Below are 26,983 nucleotides of genomic sequence, written 5' to 3'. Positions count from 1 at the left end.
TACGTTTTGTCGCAGCACAATTTGCGTGTCGCACCCGGAAAGCTTCCGGTGTAAGCACATCCAATGGAACAGACGAGCGATCTTGAGATTTTTCTGGTGGCCACCCCGGGCCTTGAAGCGCCATTGTACGCCGAAGCCGTTGAGAAGGGATTCGCAGGCGCCAAAATCGTACCCGGCGGGGTAAGCTGCCGAGGTGCTTGGCCCGAGGTCTGGCGCGCAAATCTGTGCCTGCGCGGTGCCAACAAGGTTCTGGTCCGTTTGGGAAGTTTCCCGGCGGTTCACCTGGCACAACTCGACAAACGGGCGCGTAAGTTTCCCTGGTCTGATTTCCTGCGCCACGACATTCCGGTCAAGGTCGAGGCCACCAGCCGCAAGTCGCGTATTTACCATGCAGGCGCTGCCCGTCAGAGGATCGAGCGGGCAATCACGGACACATTAGGCACACCGATTTCGTCAGACGCGGGGCTGCGGGTTTTGCTGCGGATCGAAAAGGATATCTGCACCTTGTCTGTCGACACTTCGGGCGAGCCATTGCACAAGCGCGGCCACAAACCGGCAGTTGCCAAGGCGCCGATGCGCGAAACCATGGCCGCCATGTTCCTGCGAGAGTGCGGCTTTGACGGTTCCGAGCCCGTTCTGGACCCCATGTGCGGCTCGGGGACATTTGTTATCGAAGCAGCCGAGATTGCCTTGGCGCTGAACCCTGGACGGTCCCGCCGTTTTGCTTTCGAAGACCTGCGAGAGTTCGATTCTGAAGCATGGGCCGCGATGCAACAGAGCGGCCCACGATCAGAAACGGAAACGGTGTATTACGGGTCGGATCGAAACGCAGGTGCTGTTGAGGTGGCCAGTACGAATGCCGAGCGCTCTGGAGTTGCCGCGCACACACGGTTTCGGTGCAGTTCGGTCAGTGACATCAAACCTCCCGTTGGTTCTTCGGGTCTTGTCATCGTTAACCCGCCATATGGCGCCAGAATCGGGGATGAAAAGCGCCTGCGCTCTTTGTATGGCAGCTTAGGAAAAGCTCTGATGTCCCGGTTCAGCGGATGGCGAGTTGGAATAGTGACCAGCAACCAGTCGCTTGCTCGCGCAACCCGCCTTCCATTGTTGGCCCCGGGGCCCATAGTAGATCATGGCGGCACGAAAATCCGGCTGTACCGAACCGAACCCCTGCTCTAACGGCAATTCTGCATCATCCGCCTGACTGGAATTCCCGCGAAGGGCTTCAAAAACCCTCTTGCACATCCAAATTGCCGGGTATAGATCACCCGCCACGGTCGGAGTGTAGCTCAGCCTGGTAGAGCACTGTCTTCGGGAGGCAGGGGTCGGAGGTTCGAATCCTCTCACTCCGACCAATAAAACAACGCGCCCAAGGGCGCCTTTGTTGTTTTCTGCGGATCGGCTGCAACGATATCCGCAACGTTTCATTCGCTGGATGGGTGCTGTCAGACGAATTCGAACCAGTTTCAGTTTGCTGCGGAAACCGTGATCCTATCCCGAACAAAGTTGACGCCACTCGGCAAGAGCGGCGGTGCGGGTCAGCTTTAAGGTGTCTCGGCTGGCGAGCGATCTTCCCTGGTTAAAGTGGTTATAGACGGAGGAATGGACGGCGGCGAATTTCTGTAAACTTCGCATGCGCCTGAAACGTTGCATCGCTCGTTCGCGTCGTCGAAACGGGAGGTGCGAATTCTCGGCGCGGTTGTTGAGCCACCTGCCCGTCATTTGTTTTTCCAGCGCACCCAGATCTCTGAACGCAGCCTTGTAGGATGCGAAGCGGTCCGTCACGACGGTTTCCGCTTTGCCGTGAGGCTTCATCAACTTCTTGAGAAATTTCAATGCCGCCTGCTTGTTTCGGTGTTTGGTGACAACCGCTTCCAGCACCTCGCCTTCGGGATCAACAGCCCGCCAAAGATAGTGCCTCTTGCCATTCACCTTCACGAAAACCTCGTCCACGTGCCACTTCCATTTAGAGTATGCTTTCAATTGCTGAATACGCTTCCGTCTGATCTCAGCAGCAAACATCGGGCCAAACCTGTTCCACCAATACCGGACAGTTTCGTGGCTCACGTCGATGCCTCGCTCGTGCAGCATGTCTTCGACATTCCGAAGCGAGAGTGGGAAACGGATGCACAACATCACCGCAAGGCGGATGATTTCGGGACTAGTTTTAAAGTATTTGAAAGAGGCAGGTCTGGTCATGGGCAAAAGCTACGCAACCACCCTGCCCCGCTCAAGCAAAGTTAATCTGACAAAACCAACCAAAACATGTCTGGGCAATCCGAGTTCGCCTCGAGCTTTCCGGTAACCACCGTGATCTTGCACTCTTCAACATGGCAATCGACAGCAAGCATCGCGGCTGTGATCTGGTGAAGATGAAGGTGGTCGATATCATTTCATCGGGTCAGATCAAGGAACGCGCTTCAGTACCGCGGAGCAAGACGCAGAAACCTGTGCGCTTCGAGATATCCGAGGGCACCCGTGCCTCTGTTGGAAAATGGATGGAAGATCAACTCATGGTTGGTTCAGAATACCTCTGGCCTGGCAGATTCCACGAAAGATTGCAAATCTCGACACGTTAATATGCGCGGATTGTACGAGACTGGGTCACATCTATTGGCCTTGAAGCAAGCGCCTACGGAACCCATTCAATGAGGCGCACGAAGGTCACCCAAATCTACAAGAAAACTGGCAACCTCAGAGCGATCCAGCTCTTGCTTGGCCATACCAAGATGGACAGCACAGTCCGGTATCTCGGCGTTGAACTCGAAGATGCCTTGGCCATCTCCGAAGCCATTGAGATATAGAGCCAATGGATCGCCTTCACGGGCGACCCGTTGCACACATTCCCGCCATGCCATTTTAGTTCCGAATAGCAGCCATCCGTGCACTTGCAGCATCTTTCAGTGGCAACTGCATCTGATGTTCCAGGAAGTTCGCCCTTGCTCCAACGCGATCAGCGTTGCGACCCGACTAGACCATAAGTTCGCGGTATTTTTCCAAAATCACGGTCACTGCTGCCTTGGTTTCCCGAGGCAGTTCAGGCTGCTGCAGCGCCGCCAACTTTTCTCTGAGGTCATCGTCAAGTCGCTCAAACAAGTCTTGATCTGCGAGCCCAGAATTGCTGAGCGGAATGTTCGGGCCGAAATACCGGGAGTTCCACACCTGGGTTCGGCAATTGTCGACTGTGTGCTGATGAGCGAGGAAGTTTCCAGTGGGGCCAACTTCTCGAATGAGATCAACAGCCATCTGGTCGGAAGAAATTTCCAACCCCTGCCACATCTTTCGCAGCAGCCCAGCCAGATCGTCACACAACAAAAGCGCGTGCAGCGAATAGGTCAGCCCCTGATCGAGCGAACCCATGTAGTCGATTGTAGCGGGACGGTTGTAGAACATCTGTGTCATGTTTGACGAAATTTCCCAGACCGCATCCTGATTGAGGCGGCGGGCAACCGAACAACCTCCGATGCCGGTCAGCGAGGGGAACCCCAGCGTGCGGCGCACTTGGCACATCGCCATGTCGGCAACCGAGGTCTGAGAGAAACTACCTATGGCACCTGTAGCAGGTTCCATGAAGTTCACATCCGAACACCCAATGCAGAAACTGCCTTCAGCAGCCAACTGGCCAAGCACAATGGCTGCGAAATCCGTCATCAGAGCATGGGTAATGCATCCGGCCAAGGTGATTGGTGAAGAGGCACCACCAATCGGCAGAGTGCCGACGCCAACCGGAATACCTGCCCGAGCAGCGGTGATGATCTGGTCCGAGTGGATCCGCGCGAGATTGACCGGTAGCGGTGTGATCAGATGCAAGAAATACGGCTTGTCTCTAAGTGCGTCATGCGATCCGCGCAAGGCCGCGGCCATGTCGATCACCGCCTCAAGAGATGAAGGATGTTCGCAAAGGTATTCCAACGGTTTGATGGTGTTTTCCATCATGCATGCAAATTCGTCGATTTCGCCGAACTGGTTCGACTCCTCGACGTTCTTAACGGCGATGCAAACCGCATCAACATGCGGAAGCTTGTCCGCAACTCTTGTGATGAGGGCAAGGTCCTCCCGTGTCGAAGGTCGGGGCTCGCCGGTTTCCATATCATAGACTGCAATACAGGTCATGCCAGGCATGAACCAAGTGTGATGGCAATCAATCGAGATGGGATTTTCCCCGTTGCGGTCCCATAAAGTGGTCGCGCGGGCAGCGGTTTCCAGCGCCCTGCGGGTCACGGTTTCTGGGATAGACACGATCCCATTACCTGAAAATTTACACCCGGCACTCCGCAGCAGACAGTCAGCTTCACCTCCTGCCTCAAACACTACGCCTGATGTGCCAAGCAGCTCGATAGCTGTGTTCACGATTTCATCAACCTGGGTTTGCGTAAGCGGCGTGTAGGCTGGTGTAGTCAGGGAATGCGGACCTTTGTTGGCGACGACATCAGTGGGCAATGGAGATCTTCTGCGGCTTCTGTTTCGGCGCATTTCTTACGTCCTCAAAGTTTGAGCAGTTACTCAAACTTGACGCACTGCAATCGTCTTGTCCAGCCGTCAAAACACATCTGCAGTAATTTTTTTATTTGAGCGCTCAAATAAAAAATGATAGTGATTCCCTTCAGAGGAAAGGAGATCCTTATGAAGGACGAAGTGCTGATTCACTCTGATCCCAGAGCCGGGCGCACCGGGCTGCCCGCCTGGAGCTATACCAACAAAGAGCTTCTGGAAGAAGAAAAGGAGCTTCTGTTCCGACGACACTGGCAGCTTGTTTGCCATGTGAGCGATGTGCCCGAAGCCGGCGATTTCATGGCTGCGGATTTCACTGGCGAACGTGCTCTGGTGGTCCGGGGGGCGGACGGTGAAGTTCGCGCCTTCCATAATCTTTGCCGCCATCGTGGAAGCCGCGTCGTGGCTGAAAACAAGGGACATTGCAAAAACGCTATCATCTGCCCGTTCCACGGCTGGGCCTTCAATCTGGACGGAACACTGCGCGGCGCTGCACGCCCCGAGACGTTACCGGATCTGGACCCAGTGAAGTGGGGATTAAAACCGGTCGAGATGGACATTTGGCACGGCTTTGTCTTTGTTCGCTTCAAGCCGGGACCGCAACCCAAGGTTTCAGAGGTGATGGCTCAGTTTGAAGAAGAGTTGATCCCTTACGGCCTGGCAGAGATTCTGCCGGACGGGAATGGGATCAGCGTCACGGAAATCGCTGCAAACTGGAAATGCGTTCGTGACGTGGACAACGAGGGCTACCATGTGCCGCTGGCACATCCAGGCCTGCATGATCTTTTTGGCAACAATTACGAAGATCAACCGTTCACCAATGGCGCCGCCCGGTCCTTTGGTGGCTTCCGCCCGGGTTCCGGGCGGATGTGGAGTGTGCGCAATTACAAGAAGTTGCTTCCGAGAGCCGAGGCTTTGGATGACGAACATCAGGCAGCCTGGCTCTATCTGGGGCTTTTCCCCAACCTGGTATTCGGTATCTACCCGGATTCAGTGATCTTCTATCACGAGTTTCCGGTGGAAAACGGTCGTACTATCCAGCGCGCCGCCTGTTACAAACGGCCGGCAGAGAATCGGCAGCTGCGAGCTGCACGATATCTCAGCGGACGGATCGACCGGATCACCTCGAAAGAGGATGAGCAGCTTATCGAATGGTGCTGGGAGGCGGCCTTCTCCAGCGGCTATGATGGGGTAATCCTATCGGATCTGGAGCACGGCGTGCGCAGCTACCACGATGAGTTGCGCAAGCTGTTCCCGGTGCTGGACCATGATGAACCCGACTCGGGGCAATTGAAGACCCGGAATGCAGAGCTGCTTGCACAGCTGGGCAAGACATGAATACGGGCGCCGCCACGAACAGGGCGGCGCTCTTAATACCGGCCGGGAGGAGCCAGGAATGTTAACCGGAGAGAGGCGTCAGGGCCTCGCATTGATCAGCCCGACTTTACTCTATTCGCTACTGTTGCTGGCCGCTCCGCTGGTGATGGTGGTAACTTTTAGCTTCTGGACCCAGAATTACCTCGAGCTCGATACGACCTTAACATTGGACAATTACCGCGAAGCTTGGAGCAAACCGATCTACCGCACCTTGCTGCTCCGCTCACTAAAGATTTCGCTGATTGTCACAGTGGTAACCGTGACCCTTGCGTTTCCGATCGCGTACTACCTGTCCTTCCACGTCAAGCACCGCAAGGCGTTGTGGTTGTTTCTGATCACCGTACCCTTCTGGACCAGCTATCTGCTGCGGGTGTTTCTGTGGAAAGTGATCCTCGGATACAACGGCGTTTTAAATACCGCGCTCACCGGGATGGGCATCATAGACCAGCCGCTGACTTTCCTGTTGTACAACGCCAATGCGGTGGTGCTGACACTGGCCCATGCCTGGGCGCCCTTCGCGATTCTGCCAATATTCGTAGCACTGGAGAAGATCGATCGCTCGCTGCTGGAAGCCGCCGAGGATTTGGGCGACGGACCGGTGCGTAGGTTCTTTCGGATCACACTGCCATTGGCAATGCCTGGCGTGGTAGCCTCTACCCTAATCGTACTGATCCCAACCATCGGAGATTTCATCACTCCGAAGTTGGTTGGCGGTACCGACGGGTTGATGATCGCGAACATGATCCAAATTCAATTCGGCAAGGCAAATAACGCGCCGCTGGGAGCGGCTCTGGCAATCTCTTCGATGCTGATCGTGGCTAGCATTAGCGCAGTGATCTTCTTTGCCGGCAAACGTTTTGGAGGCAAAGTGAAATGAACTCGGTTCGTAAAGGGCTTTCCCCCAAATGGCTGGTTTTCTACGCCGTTGCCTACATGGTTTTTCTCTACGCACCGGTCATCCTGTTGCCGATGTTCGCATTTAACGACGCCACAATCATTTCATTTCCACTGACCGGCTTTACCACCCAGTGGTTCGACGTGCTGTGGAAGACTGAGGCCCTGCACGGTGCGGTACGAAATTCGCTGGTTGTCGGCGTCACGTCAGCGGTGCTGAGCACCATCCTCGGCGCCTGCGCAGCACGGGCGGCAGCTCGCTACAGGTTCCCAGCCAAACGCGGTATTATGAGCTTCATCATGCTGCCACTTGTGCTGCCAGAGATCATCGTTGCAGTGGCCCTTTTGGTTCTTCTGATCCAGCTGGGCATGCCGTTGTCGCTGGCAACCGTCATATTGGGCCATGTACTGATCTGCACGCCCTTCGCCATCGCCATTCTGAACTCTGCATTTCAAGGGCTGGATCAAAGCTTGGAGGAAGCCTCGTACGACCTGGGTGAAAGCCGCTGGGGAACGTTCCGCCGCGTGGTTCTACCGTTGGTCATGCCCGGCATCGTGTCCAGTCTTCTGATCACTTTTACCATTTCGCTGGATGAATTCATTATCGCCTTTTTCCTGACCGGCACAGAAGTAACCCTGCCCGTCTATATCTGGAGCCAGCTGCGTTTTCCTGCCAAGCTGCCGTCTGTAATGGCGCTCGGGACTATCTTGCTGACTCTGTCTGTCCTACTCCTGATCCTTGCCGAGTGGTTCCGCCGCCGTTCGGCTCGGAAACAAGGTATCGAAGCTTCAGCTACCGGAGGATTTGCCTGATATGGCTACCCCATCCCTAAAGCCCATCATCGACCTTACCGGCATCACCAAAAATTTTGGTAGCTTTGAGGCCTTAAAAGGCATTGATGCAACCATCTATGAGGGCGAGTTCTTTTCACTGCTGGGCCCCTCGGGCTGCGGCAAGACCACCTTACTGCGCATGATTGCCGGGTTTGAGACGCCAACGGATGGCACAATCGTTATTGCAGGCCAAGACATGGCGGGCGTCCCCGCCAACCGCCGCCCCACCAATATGGTGTTTCAATCCTATGCGATTTTCCCGCATCTCAGCGTGGCAGAAAACGTCGGCTATGGCTTGAAGACCCGCAAGATGCCCAAAGCTGAAATTGCCCGCGAAGTAGAGCAGGCGCTGAAAATGGTGGACCTTGGCGGGTTGGGTGATCGCGCTGCCCACGAGTTGTCCGGCGGTCAGCGTCAACGGGTTGCTCTGGCCCGGGCACTGGTGATGAAGCCGAAGGTCGTGTTGTTGGACGAGCCTTTGTCCGCGCTCGACAAAAAGCTGCGCGACCAAATGCAGGTGGAACTGCGCCAACTCCAGCAAAAGCTTGGTATTACTTTTATTCTGGTGACCCATGACCAGGAAGAGGCACTGACTATGTCCGACCGGATCGCCGTTATGTTCGAAGGCAGGATTGCACAGCTAGCCAGCCCGGAAGAGTTGTACCGCCGCCCGGTGGACAAGCGTGTTGCTTCGTTTATCGGAGTAATGAATTTCCTCGACGCCAAAGCCTCGGGGCGTATGAACGGTCATCTGGCGCTCGATATTCCGGCGCTTGGCAGTATCGAATTACCAACAGCGCAGATCCCCGAAGGAATGGACATTCAGAACCTGGATTCGATTGGCATCCGACCGGAGATGCTGACTATCCTCTTTGATGGCAGCGAACCGACCGAGCAGGTGGCCAGGGGGCAGGTAACTGGAACCGCCTATTATGGCGACATGACCTATTACAGCGTGCGCCTGCCCGGCCATACCGCGGACGTGACAATCTCAATGCGTAACACCGCGGGCCGTTCCATCGTTCCTCCCGGCAGCGAGGTTCCGGTGGGCTGGGGCGCTGACTCCATCGTGCTATTCCAGTGACCCAGGCTGCCTTGGCTGGTCGCCCGGAATAGCATCAAGTTATAGAAAACAAGAAACGCCCCGCCAATTTTGCGGGGTGTTTCTTCTTTCGTGAATACAAGGCGGCTTCAGAAACCAGCTTTAATCAGTTCGAATTCAGCGATCATCTTTTCGCGCAGGTCCGACGGCACCGGTGCTTGCCACAAGGTCTTGGCCCGCAGACTTTCGCTGCTTTCAAGCCCCATTGCCGCGAGGTCGTCCGCGTTCATGTCCGCCATGGCCTTTGCGTTGCCGTGGCCATAGCCCCAGCTGGACACAAGATAATTAGCGGTTTTAGGTTCCAACCAAGCGTTGATGAAGTCATAGAACTTGTCTTCAGAGCCCGGCGCATTGGCTAGCTTCGCATAACCGCATACCCAGCTGGACGCGCCCTCTTCCGTGTCGCGCTTGATAGCGATTGGGTGGCCTTCATAGGTCATCGTCGAATATGTCTCGTTCCAGGCCCAGGCCAGATAAACCTCACCGCTTTGCATCAGCTGGGCCAGCGACGCGCCATCGGACCAGTAGGTGCGAACATTCTGGTGCACCGCGCGCAGGAAATCAGATGCTGCCTGAAACTGTTCGTCCGTGGCATTGGTCCAGTCTGTGACGCCAATGGCCAGAAAACCCAAAGCATAGGCATCATCCACATTGTCGCCAATCGAGATCCGCCCCTGATGCTTGGGATCTGCGAAGGCCTGCAGGGTCGCCACGTCCGCATCTTTCAGATGTTCAGTGTGATAGGTGACGGCAGTGTTGCCCCAATCCGCTGGAATGAAATAGCTCTGGCCGTCCTTGGTGTAGGCTTCAATGTCGCGGAAACTCGGCTCTAACTCGTTCCAGCGCTCAATGCGCGCAGTATCCAATGGGGCAAGCAACCCGGCCTCAATCCACTTTGGAACCGACTGTGAACAGGGATGGGCAACGTCTGCGTGGAAACCGGAACGCAGTTTCTGGAACGCTTCCTCCTCGTCACCGAAGAAAGCGAAAGTCGGCCCGTCCCCATGTTTTTCGATGTAAGCAGAGAAGAACTCAGGGTCTTCGTAACCGGCCCAGTCGAAAACGGTCAGTTCCGCATCGTCGGCCAATCCCGTACCTGCCTGAAGTGACAGGGCCATGCCAAGCGCAGTGGCTGTTTTCAAAAATTTCATGAAAGTCTCCCTGTTGCCGCGGCCCTGTTTTCCAGCCTTTTGCCTCCTCCGGCGCAGGTAGGACCGTGATAAGAAAAAGGTTAAGAGGGAATCTGACTTGACACAAGAATTATTTGAGCGCTCAATCAAATTATGATGCAAAACCTGCATATCAAAGGGTAAATACTGATGCGCGATCCTCGCCACGAAATCCTCTTCCAGCCGCTGAAAATCGGCCCCGTAGAGACGAAGAACCGTTTCTACCAAGTGCCGCACTGCGCGGGCATGGGATGGCGGCGCCCGCGTACTGTTGCGGCAATGCGGGGGATGAAGGCGGAAGGAGGTTGGGGGGTTGTGAATACCGAATTCTGCTCGATTCACCCAACTTCGGATAACGACTACTACCCCTATGCCGCACTGTGGGACGAGGATGATATTCGGGCCAACCAGTTGATGACCGACGCCGTGCATGAACATGGCGCGCTGGCCGGGGTGGAGTTGTGGATAGGCGGCGGTATGGTGACGAATTTCGGCACCCGGCTTGCCCCCCTTGGTATGCGCAACCGGCCACAGACGGATTCCACAGTGCTGCATCCGGGACAGGCGCGCAAAATTGATCGCGAGGACATCCGCAATATTCGCAAATGGCACCGCGAGGCTGCCTTAAGAGCGGTCGATGCCGGTTTCGACATCGTTTATGTCTATGCCACCCACGGCTACCTGCTGTCGGAATTCCTCGACCCGGTGAACAACACACGCACTGATGAATACGGCGGCAGCCTGAGGAATCGGGTTCGGCTGGTGCGCGAACTCATCGAGGAAACAAAAGAGGCCGTTGGTCACAAATGCGCCGTGGCCACCCGTTTCAGCGTCGGGCTGGACGATGCCGAGAGCTATGATGCCTTCGCCATGCTGGCGGACCTGCCAGACCTGTGGGACCTGGTGGTGCCCGACTACGGGGTTGAGATGGGGGTAAGCCGTTTCGTCAAGGAAGCGTCTTTTACGGATAATATCGCGCGAGCGAAATCTCTGACCTCCAAACCCGTTGTGGCGGTAGGGCGTTACACCTCGCCTGAAACCATGGCGCAGGTGATCCGCCAGGGCGGGCAGGATCTGATCGGTGCGGCACGCCCGTCAATCGCTGACCCGTTCCTGCCAAAGAAGATTGAAGAAGGCCGCAGCGAAGACATACGCGAGTGCATCGGTTGCAACATCTGCTACGCGCATGACTCGCTTGGTGTGCCACTGCGCTGCACCCAGAACCCGACCATGGGCGAGGAATGGCGCCAAGGCTGGCACCCCGAGAAAGCCGGGCGCAGCGAAAAACCTGAAAAAGTGCTGGTTGTCGGAGCAGGGCCTGCCGGGTTGGAAGCCGCCCGGGTTCTAGGCGAGCGCGGCCATTCGGTAATGCTAGCCGAAGCAAGCCGCGTACTAGGAGGCCGCGTCACTCGTGAGTCCCGCCTGCCGGGGATGGTTGAGTGGGCCCGCGTGCGCGACTGGCGTGTTGGGCAGATCGAAAAACTGTCCAACGTTGAAATCTATCCGGAAAGCCCACTGACAGCATCCGATGTGCTGGATCTTGGTGCCTCCCATGTGATCGCCGCAACAGGGGCGGTCTGGGCGAGGGATACCATCGGGCGGCATTCCGATACCGGTTTAGAGGAGGAGGCGCCCGGCATGGTCGTCTCGGCGGAAACAGTGCTGAAAGGTGAAACGCTGAATGCGGATCATGTGATGATCTATGATGACGATCACTACTACCTCGGCTCAGTTCTGGCCTTAAAGCTGCGCAAGGAAGGGCACAGGGTCACGCTGGTGACGCCCGCTGGCCGTCCCTGCGATTGGGGCCAATGGACGACCGAGGTCTACCAATCCAATACCGCGTTGATTGAGGCGGGGGTTGCCGTCGTACCCAACCGAATGCTGGTGGCTGCCCATAAGGGAGAGGCAGTCTTGTCCTGCATGTTCTCAGAGAGCCGCAGTACTCATGCCTGCGATGCAATTATCCCGCTTACCCGCCGCCTGCCGGTGCTGGATCTCTATGATGGCCTAAAGGGTATGGGAGATGGATTACACGAGTCCGGCATCAAATCCGTAATCCGCATTGGCGACGCCGAAGCCCCCCATATCGTAGCGGCCGCCGTGCAAAGCGGCTACCGCGCCGCGATGGACCTGGGACAGGAAGTTGATCTTGCCACGAAATACGGGCGTCGCGAACATACGGTGTAAGAACACACGCGCAATCGAACTTCCGCAATAAGCGCCGCGGAAAGAATGCCTTCTATAGATGCAAACGTCGGATGGTGTTGTGCCTGCCGATCAGGTGAATAGTTTTCAGATGCCGAGTTGCAGCTGGTGCCGAGCATTTCCAGAACAATAGAACAATAAAGGCGGGTGCAGGAACCCGATGCACCCGCCAGTTCGGGAAAGGTGACTGGAGCCTCTGTCACCCCTACCCCAACCTCACACTGTCAGCTGCGCTTCCACCTGCTGAATGGCTCGTTCAAGAATGTCGAACATTTCGTCGATCTGCTCCAACGTGATGATCAACGGTGGCGAGAACACAGCCATGTTGATCAGCGGTCGCACGATCAGGCCCATCTTCTCGCAGGCGGCATCAATCATCGCGCCAAGCTTGCGCTCGGCTTCCAGATCCTCCGCCCGACATTCGATACATCCCAAAAGTCCCTCACCGCGAGCATCGCCGACGATTCCAAACGTCATAAGTTCGCGCAGGCGTGCTTGAAAATGCGGGGTGACGGCGCGGACATGCTCCAGGATACCTTCTCGCTCGATGATCTCGATATTCTTGAGCGCTGCGACGCAAGAGACCGGATGACCTGAGTAGGTGTATCCGTTTGTGTAGGAAGACGGTGTACCCAGGTGACTCATCTGTTCCATAACCCGGTCGGAAATGACGCATGCGCCCAAAGGCAGATACCCAGAGGTCAGACCCTTTGCGCAGGTGATCATGTCGGGCTGAATACCGAAAACTTCTTCGGAGGCAAACCAATGACCCAGCCGGCCGAAACCGGTCACCACCTCGTCGGAGATGTACAAGATATCGTTGGCGCGGCAGAGCTCCCAGGTCCGTTTGTGGTAGCCGGGAGCAGGCACAATGACACCTCCGGAGGAAAGAATCGGCTCGGCAATGAAGGCGCCAATGTTTTCCGCGCCAATCTCTGCAATAGCGGCAGCTAGGTCGGCGACTTTGTCATCGCACCAATCCTCGACGCTCATGTCCGCAGGGCGGCGATAGGGGTTAACGTCGGGCAGGAAATGCACCAGTCGCGTCTCGAAATCGAAATGGCTTTTGTCGCGCTCCTTGCCGGTCACCGAATGGGCCAGATAGGTCGAGCCGTGATAGCCCTTTTCGCGGGCAATGATCTTCTTCTTTTGTGGTTTGCCGCGGCGGTTGTTCATGTACTGCATCGTACGCAGCGCCGTATCCACCGCCGTCGAGCCACCGGTAGTAAAGAATACATTATTCAAATCTCCGGGGGCCATTTCGGCGATCTTCTTAGCCAGCATCGCCGATGGTTCAGTGGTGTTGGTGAACGGAGAAGTATAGGGTAGTTTAATGACCTGCGCGGCGATGGCATCGGCCATCTCCTGGCGGCCATAGCCGATCTGGGTGCACCACATGCCGCCGGGCCCGTCGATGTAGCGCTTTCCGGAGGCGTCCCAAAGGTGAATCCCCTCGGCGGTCTCCATCAGCATATTGTCGTATCCACGCCAGTCGTCCATTGCCATCCAAGGATGCAATTGATGGGTGCGATCCCACGTGTGCAGGGTGTTGGGGCTCGGTTCGTTGGACAACGTATTTGGTTTCATTTTGGTCATTGGAAGTACCTGATCCGATTCAGAACGGGCGTGGCGGAGTTGCTCGCGCACGGCTATTGATGAAAATGGGGTTGTCTTCGATTGTGACCGGCACAAGGCGCTTGTCCCATTGGCCCTCTTCGTTGACGTAAACTTCTGCCCAGAGGTCATCCGTGATGACCTCGCCGAAAGGCGCTTTGAACTCGGCCAGTGCGATGTTGCGCTTGGTCGTGGGGGACCATACGCCAGAGGTCACATGCCCCACCTCTTTCTTTTTCTTGTGATAGATCAGAGCACCATCAGCGGGTTTGAACCCGCCAATATCGATCTTGCGCAGGTGATACCGCAGACCGGATTGCCGTTGCTTCAGTAATGCGCGGCGCCCATTGAAATGGCCCTTTGTGAAATCCACCATTTTATCGAAGCCCAACTCCAGCGGGCTACGGCCGCGCCCCAGGCGCATGGCAGTGTGAACAGGTTGGAAGTCGAAACCAGCGGCGATGAACCCTGCCTCGATCCGGCAGATATTGAGCGCCTCGAAGCCGATCGCCTTCAACCCCCAATGGCAGCCTGCCGCCCACAACCGGTCCCACAAGTCCAACGCGTTTCCATTCGGAACCCACAGCTCATAACCGAGATCACCGGTAAACCCGGTGCGCGATACCCAGAGATCCGGTTCGACCTCGCGCCAATCGAAAGGCTTCATCTCTCCAACATCACCCAGACCTGCATCCTGCAACAGCGAGAACGACGTCGGCCCCTGTAAAGACAACGCCGCGATGTTCTGGCTCTCGTCTGCGACTTCGACGTCCAATCCCCAGGCGGTGTCGAGAAGCCATGTATACATCGGCTCCTGGCAGCAAAGGCGGAAATCTGTTTCGGAGTAGCGGAACAATGTGCCATCGTCGATGACCATGCCCTCTTCATCGCACCATAGAACATAGCCGACCCGCCCATCGCGCAGCTTGGCGACGTCGCGGGTCACCAGCCGGTTCACGACCTCCAACGCATCCGGTCCGGTAATGCGGTATTTGTGCATCGGCGAAATATCAAACAGGGTTGTCTGGTTGCGGATGGCGAAATATTCGAACTCCACCGTGTCCAATGTCGCGGCCGAAACGTAGCCTGCCCAATTGGTCCAACTCTTAGCAGTGCTGAGCGCCTCCAGCCGCGGCTGGAACGGAGTTTCGATCAGGCCGATGGGAACATGTTTGGTCATCAGAGTACCCCGTCCTTCAATAGCTGCATTGCGCTGTTACGGCCGGCCAAACCGGTCACGTCTCCGCCCGGATGGGCGCCCGCACCACAGAGGTAGTAGCCTTCGGGTCCAAACCGGTAATGCGCCATGCCGTTGGCGGGCCGCACCGTTAGAATCTGGTCGATGCCCATCTCAGCATGATGCCAATGCCCACCCGGCGCCCCTGTTCGCGCTTCAATACAGGCAGGGCTGAGGGCTTGCGTCTCTATGACCAGACCTCCGATACCGGGTGCGTATTTCTCAAGCGTTGCAATTGTGACGTTTGACAGTTTCTCACGAGCTGCCTCATCCCAGCCGCCGTCCAGACCGTAGGGAACAGAACTGACCACGGCAGAAATCACATGCCGACGGTCTTTGGCCAGCGTCGGGTCTGTCAGGCTGGGAATGATCGCCTCAATAACAGGCGCTTTCGGCATCTCGCCGTATTTAGCCGGGTTGAAGGCACGTTCTACATAAGTTGCACTCGGGGCGATCAGCAGCCGGCTCGCCGCAAGGTCGGGATTGAGACCTGTGAACTCCGGCGTACCGCTAAGCACCAGATTGACCTTGGCCGCCGAGCCTTTGCAGCGCTGGTTGCGCATTCGCCGGACTGCTTCGACGTCGTAATGTTTTGTGCCTGTGAGCATCATTGCGGGCATTGGGCCCGTATTGCTCAAAACTGCACGGGCGGAGATTTGGGTGCCGTCCTCCAGCACCACGCCCGCTGCATGATCGTTTTCAACCAACACCCGGGCCACGCCGTTGCCAGTAAGGATTTCCGCCCCGGCAGCGCGAGCCGCAGTCTCAAACGCAGCAGAAACTGCGCCCATTCCACCCACTGGCAGCTGCGCACCGCCGCCCTGCCCCAAGCGGTACATTAAGGTAAAAACAGTCCCAGGTGAGCGCGGGCCTGCATAAGCGCCGCGCACCGCATCTGCTGCCAGCGCGCCAGCCAGCGGGCTGTCCTCAAGATCATCCAAAATCAAGTCATAAGCGTTGGACAGGAGAACGCGGAGAAACTCGCGCATGTCCTTCTTGCCCATCCGCTTTAGATCCAGCCCCAGTTTGGCCAATCCGCCAAGTTCGGTGAGCATATCCAGGCTGTTCAAGCCGCCTTCAAGCGACGGAGGGGTTTTCGTAGAAAGCTGGCCCAGCAAACGCGCAAACAGGGTCAAACGGCGCATCAATTCGGCAAAAGGCGCGGCTTCGGGATGAGGTCGACCGTCTGCCAATTCAGCCTTGCCATCACGGATGACCGCATGGTTACCGTCTTCTGATAGCGACACTGAAGCCAGCTTGCGCAATTCCAAGGGAGCACGTGCTGTCCCGAGACCCAACTCTTTAGTCACTTTAGGGTGTAAGTTGTAAAGCAGATGCGCGATCTCCGGCACCTGAGTCCCGCCTGCAAGTGTGGTGTTGCGCGCCATACCGCCTGCGGTCTCGTTCCTTTCGATCACGCAAACCGATTTGCCCTTACGGGCCAGCGTCGCAGCCGCGGCCAGCCCGTTATGGCCCGCGCCAATGACAACCGCATCATAGGTAGGTGTCGTCATCATATACTCCTCAGGCTGCGTAGCTGTTCATTGCGTTGCTTTTGCCAATGTTGCGCAGGATTTCTTTGGCAGCATTGGCACCCGGAGCCGCCATCACACCGCCGCCTGGGTGGGCTGAGGATCCGACTATGTACATGCCATCAATCGGCGTATCGTATTGTGCGTAACCGGGGACCGGACGGTTGAAGAGCAACTGGTCGAAGGTCAGCTCGCCCTGAAAGATGTTTCCTTCGGTAAGACCAACCTCCTGCTCGATATCCCAAGGCGTGCGGATTTCAGCATGTAAAGTCTTGCTGCGGATGTCAGGGCAGGCCTGTTCCAGTTTGTCGAAGACACAATCCGCAAAGGCGCCGCGGGTCTGGCCATTCCAGTTGGTTCCGGCGCGCACGCCGCCCACTTCCAGATCGTAGGGGGCGTATTGTACGAAGACGGTCATCATGTGCTTGCCCGGCGGGGCCATTGTCGGGTCGATCTGGCTGGGGATCAGCATGTCGAAATAAGGGTTTTGCGACCAGCGCCCCTCTTTCCAATCGTCATAGGCGCGTTCCAGTTCGTTCAGGCTTTCGGCGCAATGCAGATCGCCGCGCAAGAAAGGCGCACTCTTGGGCGCGGCAGGAAACTCGGGCAAGGCATCCAGTGCAATGTTCAACTTGCCCGACGAGCCGCGAATCTTGAACCTTTTGACCGCCCTCAAAAAATCGGAGGGTAAATGCTGCTGCTCGGTATGCTCCAGGAAAGTTCGCTTCACATCCATATTGGAGGCGACTAAGGGCGCGCGGTATTCATCGCCATTTTCCAACACGACCCCTGTGACCCTGCCATTGGAAACCAAAAAGCGGTCGACGCCAGAGCCGGTTACGATAGTGCCGCCTGCTTCCTCAAAACAGGCTCCAAGCGCGTTGGAGATTGCACCCATGCCGCCACGGGCAAAGCCCCAAGCCCCAATCGCGCCATCCACGTCGCCCATGTAGTGGTGTAGCAGAACATAAGCTGTGCCGGGCGAATAGACACCTAGGCCCGTACCTATGATCCCTGCCCCGGCTATGTGCGCCTTGATCAGGTCATTCTCGAAATGTTCATCTAGGAAGTCGCCGATCGACATCGACCAAAAGCGCAGGGTCTCGCCCAGCTCCTTCTTGCCCAGCCCATGCGCCTGTTTGATCAGAAACAGCAGCTCGCCGATGTCGCGCGGCTTTAACGAGGTGGGATCTGGTGCGTTTCGCAACAGAAAAGGCCGGATGAAGCGGCATTGGCGTATCACTGTCTGGCTGAACCGGTCATAAGCATCCGTGTCATGCGTACTGTGGCGGCTTATTTCCCGGCGCAGCGCGTCATGGTCGGACATATAGGCAAAGTAGTCGCCGTCCCGGTTAAAGCTGGCACCACCTTCGTAGGGGATCACCTGAAGCCCATATTTTGGCAGTTCCAAGTCACGCACAATTTCGCGGCGTAGCAGCGAACAGACATAGGAGCAGTTGGAATAGGTCCAACCTTCATGCAGCGACCGGCTCACAGCTGCACCGCCGATCCAATCGTTCTTTTCCACAACCAGAACCCTCAGCCCTGCCTTTGCCAAGTAGCAGGCCGTAGTCAGGCCATTGTGCCCTGCCCCTGCGACGATTGCGTCATATCTGTCGTGCTGCCCCATGAACTTCTCCTGGCTCGACCTTCGTCAGGTGGAGCGTAGAGGAGAAGATATTTTTCGTAAAGTTTTTTTGAGCGCTCAAATAAAAATAAGTGGGCTGACAGGAACAGAGAATTGTGGAAAAAGGGAAAAGTTGAAGTTTGGTTTGGATTTCTCATGGTGGCATCTAAGGGCAGCGGCAGGAAGCCGCGCAAGGAACGCAAGGAAAACGCCGACATGCGACGGCGTCAGATTCTCGATGCGACTCTTAAGTCGATTGTGACTAACGGGCTCGCCAAGACAACGCTGGCGACAGTAGCCAACGAGGCCGGGCTGTCCCAAGGCGTGGCAGTCTTCTATTTCAAGTCCAAGACCGGGATCCTTACCGAAGCACTGCGGGATCAGTACCAATCCTACGAGGCCCACTGGGTGGCGGCGTTGGGCAAGGCACCAGAAGACCCCGCGACCCGGTTGCGCACAATCATCGAGGCGGATTTTAGCCCCAAAATCTGCAACTCCAATGCCCTCGCCATCTGGTTTGCCTTCTTCGGGGAACAGAATTTTGTTCCACAATATGCCGAAATCAACCGCGAATTTGAGGACAAACGGTCCAAGATGCTCAGCGAGATCTGCCATCAGCTGGTGCCGGACGACCCTGACAGGGCCAGTTTAGCTGGCGGCTGGATCGATACGCTGACGGACGGTTACTGGCAGAAACTGCATCTGTTCCCACACATCTACTCACGTGAAGGGGCGCTGACACAGACACTAAATTTCCTTCAAACGCTATTCCCTAACCATGCGGAAGCATTCCAAACAAAGATTGGGAAGTAGACCAATCAGCAGCCCTGCAAACTTCTTAGACTACTCTAAGGGCCGCCGAAGAATATGCAGCTTTTACTTTCAAGCTGATCATTCGATCAGCCTCTCTTCGGATAATGCAATCAAACTTGTCTCTTGGACTTTGCTCAACAAAGACTATGGCGTAATCGCTATCCTCTTAGAAGTGATACAGCACGCTCTGCATGTTTTCGCTATAGCGATGGTGAGAATGGGAACGTGTCGCATGATTTGCTCGCAATGAAACCGCAACGTTATTGCAGCGCCATCTGCCACTTAAGTGCAATGGTCGGCTTCCAAAGCCCATATTTTGTTGTATTCGAGACAGTGATCCGAGGTTCGTTGAACCTGAGTACTTACCGAACGCCAACGCGCTGGCAGCTTTATGCAAGAGCTCCGCACTATAGCGATGCTGACAATGGGAAAATGCAGCCGGAAAAAATCAAACAGCTAAGATGTTTAGCCGTTTGATAACAACCCATTCTAACTCGGTCTATCTATCCGGGCGGAAAAACAGCTGTCTTTTTTACCGTTCCATAGACAAAGCTGGTGTCGATCGAGGCTATCCCACCAATCGGATGAATTCGGTGGCGAATAAACTCCTCGTAAGCCTCAAGGTCCGACACCAAAACCCGCAACTGATAGTCCATTGCCCCGGTCAGCACGTGGCATTCAAGAACTTCATCGATCATCCGAACACGTTTTTCAAAGTTCTGAACGTCCGTTTCATTGTGTCGCTCTAACCGGATACGCACGAAGACGGTAATGGCCATCCCATACGCGGCAGCGTCAACGTCGGCGCTGTATCCCTTTATCACTCCGTTGGCTTCAAGGTTTTTGACCCGGCGCAAACACGGTGACGGGGACAGGTTCACCTCGTCGGCAAGATCCTGGTTCGTCATGCGCCCGTCACGCTGCAGCGCTCGAATGATCTGCCTGTCCTTAGCGTCCATTTCACCCTCTTGCTTAGCAGATTATGCTAATTTTCATTACCACATTGGTATTTTTCGCAACCAATGGCTCAAAGTAAAGGCGCAAACTGGCTTCAAACTGAATCAGGAGCTTGTAATGACCCGTTCAACCGGATTTGCCACCCGCGCCATTCACCATGCTTACAATCCTCTGGAAAATGACGGCGCGCTGACACCACCGCTACATTTGACGTCCACGTTTACGTTCGAAACCGCAGAAGCTGGTGGAGAGTTGTTCGCCGGTGAGCGTGAAGGTCATATCTACAGCCGTATTTCAAACCCCACATGCGACCTTCTTGAACAACGTATTGCCGTACTTGAGGGAGCCGAGGCTGGACTAGCTCTCTCAAGCGGCATGGGGGCGATCACGGCAGTGCTTTGGACCCTGCTGTCGCCGGGGGACGAAGTCATCGTGGACAAAACGCTCTATGGCTGCACCTTCGCCTTCCTGCGTCATGGTTTGGCGAAGTGGGGGGTCACGATCACACATGTCGACATGACAGACCCTGAGAACCTGAAAGCGGCCGTTTCCGACAAGACCCGCGTTGTCTATTTTGAAACTCCGGCCAATCCGAACATGCGCTTGGTGGACATCGCCGCCAGCGCCGAAATTGCGCACTCGGTCAGTGCAACAGTCGTAGTCGACAACACCTATGCCAGCCCGTATCTGACCCGCCCGATTGAACTTGGGGCAGATATCGTTCTGCACTCCGCTACTAAATACCTCGGCGGGCATGGTGATGTGGTCGCGGGTCTTGTTGTAGGAACCGCTGAACAGATTGCTGAGATCCGCCTTGTTGGGATGAAAGACATGACCGGCGCGGTAATGGCCCCTTTCAACGCGATGCTGATCCTGCGTGGTCTGAAGACACTGAACCTGCGTCTGGATCGTCACTGTGCGTCCGCCATGGTCGTCGCGGACTTCCTCGAAGCACATCCCGCCGTCGGCGAAGTTTACTTCCCCGGGCTTGAGAGTTTCGCCCAGCATGATGTCGCGCAGCGCCAGATGTCCCAACCCGGCGCCATGATAGCGTTTGAAATCAAGTCCGGCCTGTCCGGTGGGATCGATTTCATGAACCGCTTGAACATGATCCAGCGCGCGGTGTCCTTGGGCGATGCGGAAACACTGATCCAGCACCCCGCATCCATGACCCATTCGACGTATACCTCGGAAGAGCGGGCCGAGCATGGCATCAGCGATGGTCTGATCCGTCTGTCCGTCGGGCTGGAGGATGTCGAAGATATCCTTGCAGACCTGGAGCAAGCTTTGCCCTACCCTGCCCGCAGCGCCGCCTGAACCCGGAGACCGCCATGCACATTGATCCCACCCAACTGAAGATTGTGGAACAGCGCCTGCTCTGGTTGTCTCATTGGATGATTCACCATGCCAACCATGTTCGACCGAAGGTGGATGGGATCAAGATCGGTGGCCATCAGGCTTCGTCTGCTTCGATGGTCTCGATCATGACCGCGCTCTATTTCTCGGCCTTGCGTCCAGAAGACCGGGTTGCAGTCAAACCCCATGCCTCGCCAGTTTTTCACGCGATGCATTATCTCATGGGCAATCAAACACGTGAGAAGATGGAGAGTTTTCGCGGATTCGGGGGGGTGCAAAGTTATCCCAGCCGGACCAAGGATATCGACGATGTTGATTTCTCGACCGGGTCGGTGGGTCTGGGTGTTGCGATCACCTCGTTTGCCTCGATCATTCAAGACTACATCAAGGCCAAAAGCTGGGGCTCAGATGCGCCAATGGGACGTATGGTAGCCCTCGTGGGCGATGCCGAACTGGATGAAGGAAACGTTTACGAGGCGTTGCAGGAAGGCTGGAAGAACGACCTGCGAAACACGTGGTGGATCATCGACTACAACCGACAGTCACTGGACGGTATCGTCCGGGAAGGGCTGTTCGAACGGATCGAGAAGATCTTCGATGCGTTCGGTTGGGATGTCGTGCGTGTAAAGTATGGGGTTCTGCAACGCGCGGCCTTTGAAGAGCCCGGCGGCAACCGCCTGCGTGATTGGATCGACGCGTGCCCCAACCAGGACTACTCTGCTTTGACTTTCATGGGTGGCGCGAACTGGCGTCAGCGTCTCTTGGACGATCTGGGGGATCAGGGAGACGTGACCGCCCTGATCGAAAGGCGCACGGACGCGGAACTTGCTGCCCTGATGGAAAACCTTGGTGGCAACTGCGTCGAGACGATGGCCCAGACATTTGCCGCCATCGATCATGATCGCCCAACATGTTTTCTGGCCTATACCGTCAAAGGATGGGGCACCCCCATTGCGGGCCACAAGGACAATCACGGCGGGCTGATGAACAATAGCCAGTTTGCTGCGTGGCAGTCGCATATGGGAGTGCCGGAAGGCGAAGAATGGGAGCCGCTTGCGACAGTACGGGACCCAGACACGTACAAGGGTTTTCTGGCCAACACGCCATTTTTTGCCAAAGGTACGCGCCGCTATTTTGATGACAAGTTGTATGTGCCTCCAATCGGGATCGACACCAGTCGCGAAATCTCGACCCAGATGGCGTTTGGCAAGATTCTTGACGATCTGTCAAAAGGCGACAGCCCATTGGCCGGACGCATAGTGACGACTTCCCCAGATGTGACAGGCACAACAAGCCTTGGTCCTTGGGTGAACAGGCGCAAACTGTTTGCCCGTTCCGAACAATCCGACGCCTTCATAGAACACCGGATCCCATCAACCGCAAAATGGGAGTTCACGCCGGAAGGGCAGCATATCGAGCTTGGTATCGCCGAAGTGAATCTCATGTTGCTTCTGGGAGCGGCGGGTCTATCGCATTCCCTGTTCGGCAAGCGACTGATCCCGATTGGCACCGTTTACGATCCTTTTGTCAGCCGCGGCCTCGATGCTCTGAATTACGCCTGTTATCAGGACGCACGCTTTATGCTGGTTGGCACACCATCGGGCGTCACCCTCGCACCCGAAGGTGGAGCACACCAATCCGTTGGAACGCCGCTCATCGGGATGAGCCAGGACGGGTTGGCCGCTTTTGAACCCGCCTTTGCCGACGAGCTGGCGGTGATCATGGAGTGGGCCTTTGATTACATGCAGCGCGACGGCGAAGGGCAACCGGACGAGCGCACCTGGCTTCGCGATGAAACCGGAGGGTCCGTCTATCTGCGGCTGACCACCAATCCAATCGAACAGCCCGGCAAGCGCGTAGACGACGAATTTCGCCAAGGGGCCATCGATGGCGCTTATTGGTTACGAAAACCAGGACCCAATTGCGAAGTTGTTGTCGCCTATCAAGGGGCCGTCGCGCCAGAGGCAATCAAAGCCGCCGGCATGATTGGCGAGGGCCGTCGCGATATAGGTGTTTTGGCCGTGACATCGGCAGATCGCCTGAATGCCGGGTGGACCGCCGCTCAACGAGCGCGTTCTCGCGGTACCCGGTCGGCACGCTCTCACATCGAAACCCTGATGTCCGACCTTCCGCCACATTGCAAGCTCGTCACCGTTATCGATGGCCATCCTGCAACTCTATCCTGGCTGGGGGCTGTGCTTGGACATCAGACCATTCCTTTGGGCGTCGAGCATTTTGGTCAGACCGGAACGATCGGCGATCTATATCGCCACCATTGCATTGACGCAGACGCCATTCTGGAGAAAGTGAATGGCCTGACCCATGGCAGGGCGCTTCACCGTGCATAAGTGGGCTGGACCTGGACAATAATGTAGAGAACAAACTAGCACTGATCATAGACCAAGATAACTATCCGGACATGTAGACAGTGCTCTTAGGTTCAATGAACCTACCGAACCTGAACTTGGCTGGTTTGATTGGAGATGACGCCCGAAAAACAGGGCTCCTTTGACTAAAAATAAATGGCTTAGCCCTCTGCACCGGTCCTCGGGAGGCAGCGGTGGGAGGCTCGAAACCTCTCACTCCGACCAATAAAACAAGGTGTCGAATTTAGAGTTATTCTGCCTTATGACCAATTAAATTACCTTTCCGCCAAAAAAGTTACCTCTGGTGGTGAATGTCACGCAAACCTGGTCCAACCGTCATAGTTGGGCCTAAAACATATGAACGTTCAGCTTCAGAATGAACACCAAACTAAACGCTGCTACTTCAACGAAGTTTGACCCTAGGCTGCGGGTCTGTACGATGACGCGTTGCAGAAAACATCGACTATCAGCCTTTATCTGCCGACTATCATGCTTCAACCGGAGCAAAGCGTGCCGCAGTGCATCCGCCGAACCTGTCACTCGCTGCTCGAACAAATTCATCGAATGAACGAATTCAAAAATCGCGGACAAAACTGATTTTGTTGGGCGACCGCGACGAGGCAGCCCCGTAGTTTAAGCGTGGAGCGGCTCTCGAGGGTCATGTCGAGAACCAGCTCGCGCAAGAAACTGCTTTAGCTGGCTGCTTCTTGGGACAAAGCTTCCAGCAGTGTGCCCAAGTTATGCTGGAACATTGCCAAGTAGCTGGTCGCCGGGCCACCACGCTCGGACAGGGCGTCCGAAAACAGACGGCCGCCAATCTCGATGCCGGTTTCGTCCGAAATCTGTTGAACCAGAGCGGGGCTGGTAATGTTTTCAACAAACAGCGCCGCCGCGCCCTCGGCTTTCAGCTGGTCGATCAGAACAGCAAGCTCTCGCGCCGAAGGTTCTGCTTCGGTGTCGATACCGACGGGTGCCAGGAAGTTCATTCCGTACGCATCTGCAAGATAGCCGAACGCGTCATGTGCCGTCACCACAGTGCGGCGATCTGCGGGTAGGTCAGCCAGCTTGGCTTTGGTTTCCGCATCCAGCGCTTCCAACTCGGCAATAAAGGCATTGGCGTTGGCGGCGATCTGGTCGGCGTGTTCGGGCAGTGCTTCTTTCATCGCATCCGCCACGTTGGTTACGTAAACCACACCATTCGACAGAGAGTTCCAGGCATGAGGATCGATTTCACCATCGACTTTGACCGGGATGACTCCCTCGGTTGCGACATGCACGGTAGCCTCAGTACCAGACTCCGAGATCAGAGTGTCGGACCAAGTCTCAAAACCCAGACCGTTGACAAAGATGATGTCCGCTTCGGCGACGGCCTTCGCGTCGGCGACCGACGGCTGGTAGACATGCGCGTCGGCGTCGGGGCCCACGATGGTCGTCACAGTGGCCAGATCACCGACAACCTCTTCGACCATGTCACCAAGGATCGAGAAGCTGGCGACAATTTTCACATCGTTTTCACCAGCCACAGCCGGAAACGCTGCCAAGGCAAGGGAGGCCGAGGCGACACCAGCATAGAGGGATTTCGTAAGAGTCATTGTGCTCTCTCTTCTTGTGGAACTTGCGCAACGGTGAGGTCTTTTGAAACGGACGGTTTGCGCAGCCGTCCGCCAAAACCAAGCGGGCCGAATATGGCCGAGAACAGGAAAAAAGCACCTGCAACCAGCACGATGGCCGGACCCGAAGGTGTGTCGGGGAACAGGTAGGACAGGGTCAGACCGATCCAGCAGCTGGACAAGGCGAAGATGAAACCTAGAACCAGCTGGGCGGTGATCGTACTGGCCCAATAACGGGCCGCAGTCGCGGGCAGGATCATCAGGCCTACGGCCATCAGCGTACCCAGTGTTTTGAATGCGGCCAGCAGGTTCAGAACCAGCAACAGCATGAAACCCTGATCGACCAACCAGGGGCGGCGGGTCTGGGTCTCAAAAAACACCGGATCGCAGGTGCTGACTATCAGGGGGCGCAACAGAAAAGCGAACGCGACCAGCGTCACCGTCGCGACGCCACCCACAAGCAGCATCGAGGCATCGTCGATCCCAAGGATCGAGCCAAAGAGAAAGCTTTTCAGTGGAACGGCGGACCCGGCGGCGGACAGGATGAAAATGCCCACCGCCAGCGCGATCAAGTAGAGCGATGCAAGGCTGGCATCACTGCGCAAAATGGTTCGTCGGGCCAGCAACGCTGTCAGGATGGCAACACCGACCCCGGCAATCAATCCTCCAATCAGCAGGGACATGACTGACAGTCCCGCAGTCACAAAGCCTATGACGATACCGGGCGTGATCGCATGGGCCATGGCCTCACCCGCAAGCGACAATCGGCGCAGGACAAGGAACGCCCCTACCGGCGCGACCGAGGCTGACAGGACCGTGGTTGCCACAAATGCACGGCGCATGAAGGCAAAGCTCCACATTTCAGTGAGGAGTTCAAACATGCGCTGTCTCCGCTGTGGATGGGTTGCTTCGGAACATCCAGGATGCTTGGCTTTCGGACAGGTATCCCTGCGCGACCAGCCTGTCGGGGGTCAGGACATCGTTCACCGTGCCATGGGTGGCTTCCTGACCGCCCAGCAGCAGGGTATGGCTGCAGTGATCCAGAACCGATGACAGATCATGCACCACCAGCACTACGGCACGACCTTCGTCGCGCCAGCGGCGGATAATCGACAGAAGATGCGCCTCGGTACTTTGGTCTACGGCGGCAAAGGGTTCGTCTAGCAGGATCAACGGGGCGTCCTGCATAATGACCCGCGCAAACAAAGCACGCTGAAGTTGACCACCCGACAGCATGTGTAGGGGGCGGTCGGCAATATCCAGTACACCGGCCTCGTCCAGCGCTGCCATCATCCGGTCGCGTGCGGCACTGTCCAGCCCCGAGCGGAAACCAAACCCACGCCACGCGCCCATCGCGGCCAGATCGCGCACGCGAATGGGAAAACGTCGGTCGAACTCGGTCATTTGCGCCAGATAGCCGATTTCCGCTGGGCGGCCCTTGGGCCAGTTCAGATTGCCCGAGAGCGGATCCATGAGCCCCAGCAGCATTTTGACAAAGGTGCTTTTGCCCGACCCGTTGGCCCCCAGAACGGCCAGAGTTGTGCCAGCGTCGATATCCATGGACAGGCGCCGGAACAATGTCAGGTCGCGGTAACCAAGAGTAAGATCGCGGATTTGAAGAACGGTCGACATCAGATCACCGAAATAATTGCCAGCCACAGCAAGGCGGACAGGGCCAAAGCGCCTGCAACCAACACCGGTATGCTGAACTCGGTCAGGCAGCGGCCCCGCTGTGAAACGGCGTCAGAATCCGCCGCGCGCCGGGTCATCGGGTTTCTCCCGCGTCTAAAGCGGAA

At 56.4% G+C, this 26,983-nt stretch carries 21 protein-coding genes, 1 tRNA gene and 1 pseudogene; 11 read left to right on the top strand and 12 right to left on the bottom strand.

Going from position 1 to position 26,983, the window contains the following annotated elements; translation table 11 throughout:
- Window positions 1-63 precede the first annotated feature (63 nt).
- Window positions 64-1,179, top strand: a complete 1,116-nt coding sequence (locus ACR0IM_RS09680) for a THUMP domain-containing class I SAM-dependent RNA methyltransferase (protein ID WP_480681711.1) — start codon at window positions 64-66, stop codon at window positions 1,177-1,179.
- A 99-nt stretch (window positions 1,180-1,278) separates the two neighbouring features.
- Window positions 1,279-1,355 (top strand) — tRNA-Pro (locus ACR0IM_RS09675).
- Window positions 1,356-1,491: 136 nt separating this feature from the next.
- Here ACR0IM_RS09675 and ACR0IM_RS09670 read toward each other — a convergent pair.
- Complete coding sequence (locus ACR0IM_RS09670) at window positions 1,492-2,199, bottom strand: IS6 family transposase (protein WP_480681710.1); 708 nt, start codon at window positions 2,197-2,199, stop codon at window positions 1,492-1,494.
- A gap of 77 nt (window positions 2,200-2,276) precedes the next feature.
- Between ACR0IM_RS09670 and ACR0IM_RS09665 the strand changes: the two are divergent.
- Window positions 2,277-2,804, top strand: a pseudogene (locus ACR0IM_RS09665) (tyrosine-type recombinase/integrase).
- A 166-nt stretch (window positions 2,805-2,970) separates the two neighbouring features.
- Here the strand turns inward: ACR0IM_RS09665 and ACR0IM_RS09660 are convergent.
- Window positions 2,971-4,473, bottom strand: a complete 1,503-nt coding sequence (locus ACR0IM_RS09660) for a trimethylamine methyltransferase family protein (RefSeq protein WP_480681709.1) — start codon at window positions 4,471-4,473, stop codon at window positions 2,971-2,973.
- Window positions 4,474-4,623: 150 nt separating this feature from the next.
- Between ACR0IM_RS09660 and ACR0IM_RS09655 the strand changes: the two genes are divergently transcribed.
- Genes ACR0IM_RS09655 through ACR0IM_RS09640 form a run of 4 tightly spaced genes read left to right on the top strand, consistent with a single transcriptional unit; the run spans window position 4,624 to window position 8,680 of the window.
- Window positions 4,624-5,829, top strand: coding sequence for an aromatic ring-hydroxylating oxygenase subunit alpha (locus ACR0IM_RS09655; RefSeq protein WP_480641592.1), 1,206 nt, complete (start codon window positions 4,624-4,626; stop codon window positions 5,827-5,829).
- A gap of 58 nt (window positions 5,830-5,887) precedes the next feature.
- Window positions 5,888-6,745 carry an ABC transporter permease gene (locus ACR0IM_RS09650; protein WP_480591188.1) on the top strand — a complete coding sequence of 286 codons (858 nt, stop codon included), beginning with the start codon at window positions 5,888-5,890 and terminating at the stop codon, window positions 6,743-6,745.
- Window positions 6,742-7,575, top strand: coding sequence for an ABC transporter permease (locus tag ACR0IM_RS09645; protein WP_480681708.1), 834 nt, complete (start codon window positions 6,742-6,744; stop codon window positions 7,573-7,575). Before ACR0IM_RS09650 ends, ACR0IM_RS09645 begins: the two co-directional genes overlap by 4 nt.
- 1 nt (window position 7,576) lies before the next feature.
- A complete protein-coding gene (locus ACR0IM_RS09640) occupies window positions 7,577-8,680 on the top strand; it encodes an ABC transporter ATP-binding protein (RefSeq protein WP_480591192.1) in 1,104 nt (367 codons plus the stop codon).
- Window positions 8,681-8,787: 107 nt separating this feature from the next.
- On the opposite strand, the gene ACR0IM_RS09635 is transcribed toward ACR0IM_RS09640, so the two are convergent.
- The gene (locus ACR0IM_RS09635) at window positions 8,788-9,849 is read right to left on the bottom strand and encodes an extracellular solute-binding protein (RefSeq protein WP_480681707.1); all 1,062 of its coding nucleotides are present in this window, start codon (window positions 9,847-9,849) and stop codon (window positions 8,788-8,790) included.
- A 168-nt stretch (window positions 9,850-10,017) separates the two neighbouring features.
- Between ACR0IM_RS09635 and ACR0IM_RS09630 the strand changes: the two genes are divergently transcribed.
- A complete protein-coding gene (locus ACR0IM_RS09630; protein WP_480681706.1) occupies window positions 10,018-12,057 on the top strand; it encodes an oxidoreductase in 2,040 nt (679 codons plus the stop codon).
- A 234-nt stretch (window positions 12,058-12,291) separates the two neighbouring features.
- Here the strand turns inward: ACR0IM_RS09630 and ACR0IM_RS09625 are convergent, their stop codons facing one another.
- From ACR0IM_RS09625 to ACR0IM_RS09610, 4 genes are read right to left on the bottom strand one after another with little or no spacing between them, the layout of a single operon-like run.
- On the bottom strand, window positions 12,292-13,662 hold the full coding sequence (locus tag ACR0IM_RS09625; RefSeq protein ID WP_480681813.1) for an aminotransferase: 1,371 nt from the start codon (window positions 13,660-13,662) through the stop codon (window positions 12,292-12,294).
- Window positions 13,663-13,690: 28 nt separating this feature from the next.
- Window positions 13,691-14,869, bottom strand: a complete 1,179-nt coding sequence (locus ACR0IM_RS09620) for an aminomethyl transferase family protein (RefSeq protein ID WP_480681705.1) — start codon at window positions 14,867-14,869, stop codon at window positions 13,691-13,693.
- Window positions 14,869-16,440: a phytoene desaturase family protein gene (locus ACR0IM_RS09615; protein ID WP_480681704.1), complete on the bottom strand. Its 1,572-nt coding sequence runs from the start codon at window positions 16,438-16,440 to the stop codon at window positions 14,869-14,871. The genes ACR0IM_RS09620 and ACR0IM_RS09615 overlap by 1 nt, the downstream gene beginning before the upstream one ends.
- 10 nt (window positions 16,441-16,450) lie before the next feature.
- Window positions 16,451-18,088 carry a phytoene desaturase family protein gene (locus ACR0IM_RS09610; RefSeq protein WP_480681703.1) on the bottom strand — a complete coding sequence of 546 codons (1,638 nt, stop codon included), beginning with the start codon at window positions 18,086-18,088 and terminating at the stop codon, window positions 16,451-16,453.
- A 111-nt stretch (window positions 18,089-18,199) separates the two neighbouring features.
- On the opposite strand from ACR0IM_RS09610, the gene ACR0IM_RS09605 reads away from it, so the two are divergent.
- Window positions 18,200-18,898, top strand: coding sequence for a TetR family transcriptional regulator C-terminal domain-containing protein (locus ACR0IM_RS09605; RefSeq protein WP_480681702.1), 699 nt, complete (start codon window positions 18,200-18,202; stop codon window positions 18,896-18,898).
- Between the two features lie 503 nt (window positions 18,899-19,401).
- Here the strand turns inward: ACR0IM_RS09605 and ACR0IM_RS09600 are convergent.
- Window positions 19,402-19,857 (bottom strand): Lrp/AsnC family transcriptional regulator, encoded by a 456-nt coding sequence (locus ACR0IM_RS09600; RefSeq protein ID WP_170554944.1) that lies wholly within the window; start codon window positions 19,855-19,857, stop codon window positions 19,402-19,404.
- Window positions 19,858-19,972: 115 nt separating this feature from the next.
- On the opposite strand from ACR0IM_RS09600, the gene ACR0IM_RS09595 reads away from it, so the two are divergent.
- Window positions 19,973-21,172: a methionine gamma-lyase gene (locus ACR0IM_RS09595; RefSeq protein ID WP_480681701.1), complete on the top strand. Its 1,200-nt coding sequence runs from the start codon at window positions 19,973-19,975 to the stop codon at window positions 21,170-21,172.
- Between the two features lie 14 nt (window positions 21,173-21,186).
- Entirely contained in the window at window positions 21,187-23,559 is a 2,373-nt protein-coding gene (locus tag ACR0IM_RS09590; RefSeq protein ID WP_480681700.1) for a 1-deoxy-D-xylulose-5-phosphate synthase N-terminal domain-containing protein, read from the top strand.
- Window positions 23,560-24,269: 710 nt separating this feature from the next.
- Here the strand turns inward: ACR0IM_RS09590 and ACR0IM_RS09585 are convergent.
- Genes ACR0IM_RS09585 through ACR0IM_RS09570 form a run of 4 tightly spaced genes read right to left on the bottom strand, consistent with a single transcriptional unit; the run spans window position 24,270 to window position 26,956 of the window.
- Complete coding sequence (locus ACR0IM_RS09585; protein WP_480681698.1) at window positions 24,270-25,169, bottom strand: metal ABC transporter solute-binding protein, Zn/Mn family; 900 nt, start codon at window positions 25,167-25,169, stop codon at window positions 24,270-24,272.
- On the bottom strand, window positions 25,166-26,068 hold the full coding sequence (locus ACR0IM_RS09580; protein WP_480591214.1) for a metal ABC transporter permease: 903 nt from the start codon (window positions 26,066-26,068) through the stop codon (window positions 25,166-25,168). The genes ACR0IM_RS09585 and ACR0IM_RS09580 overlap by 4 nt, the downstream gene beginning before the upstream one ends.
- Window positions 26,061-26,819: a metal ABC transporter ATP-binding protein gene (locus ACR0IM_RS09575; protein ID WP_480641601.1), complete on the bottom strand. Its 759-nt coding sequence runs from the start codon at window positions 26,817-26,819 to the stop codon at window positions 26,061-26,063. The genes ACR0IM_RS09580 and ACR0IM_RS09575 overlap by 8 nt, the downstream gene beginning before the upstream one ends.
- Window positions 26,819-26,956 carry a hypothetical protein gene (locus ACR0IM_RS09570; protein WP_480591219.1) on the bottom strand — a complete coding sequence of 46 codons (138 nt, stop codon included), beginning with the start codon at window positions 26,954-26,956 and terminating at the stop codon, window positions 26,819-26,821. Before ACR0IM_RS09570 ends, ACR0IM_RS09575 begins: the two co-directional genes overlap by 1 nt.
- Between the last annotated feature and the right edge of the window lie 27 nt (window positions 26,957-26,983).

The sequence above is a fragment of the Ruegeria sp. BF6 genome (assembly GCF_056538665.1).
The sequence above is the reverse complement of the archived record's forward strand: the minus strand, read 5'-3'. Positions and strand labels throughout refer to the sequence as shown.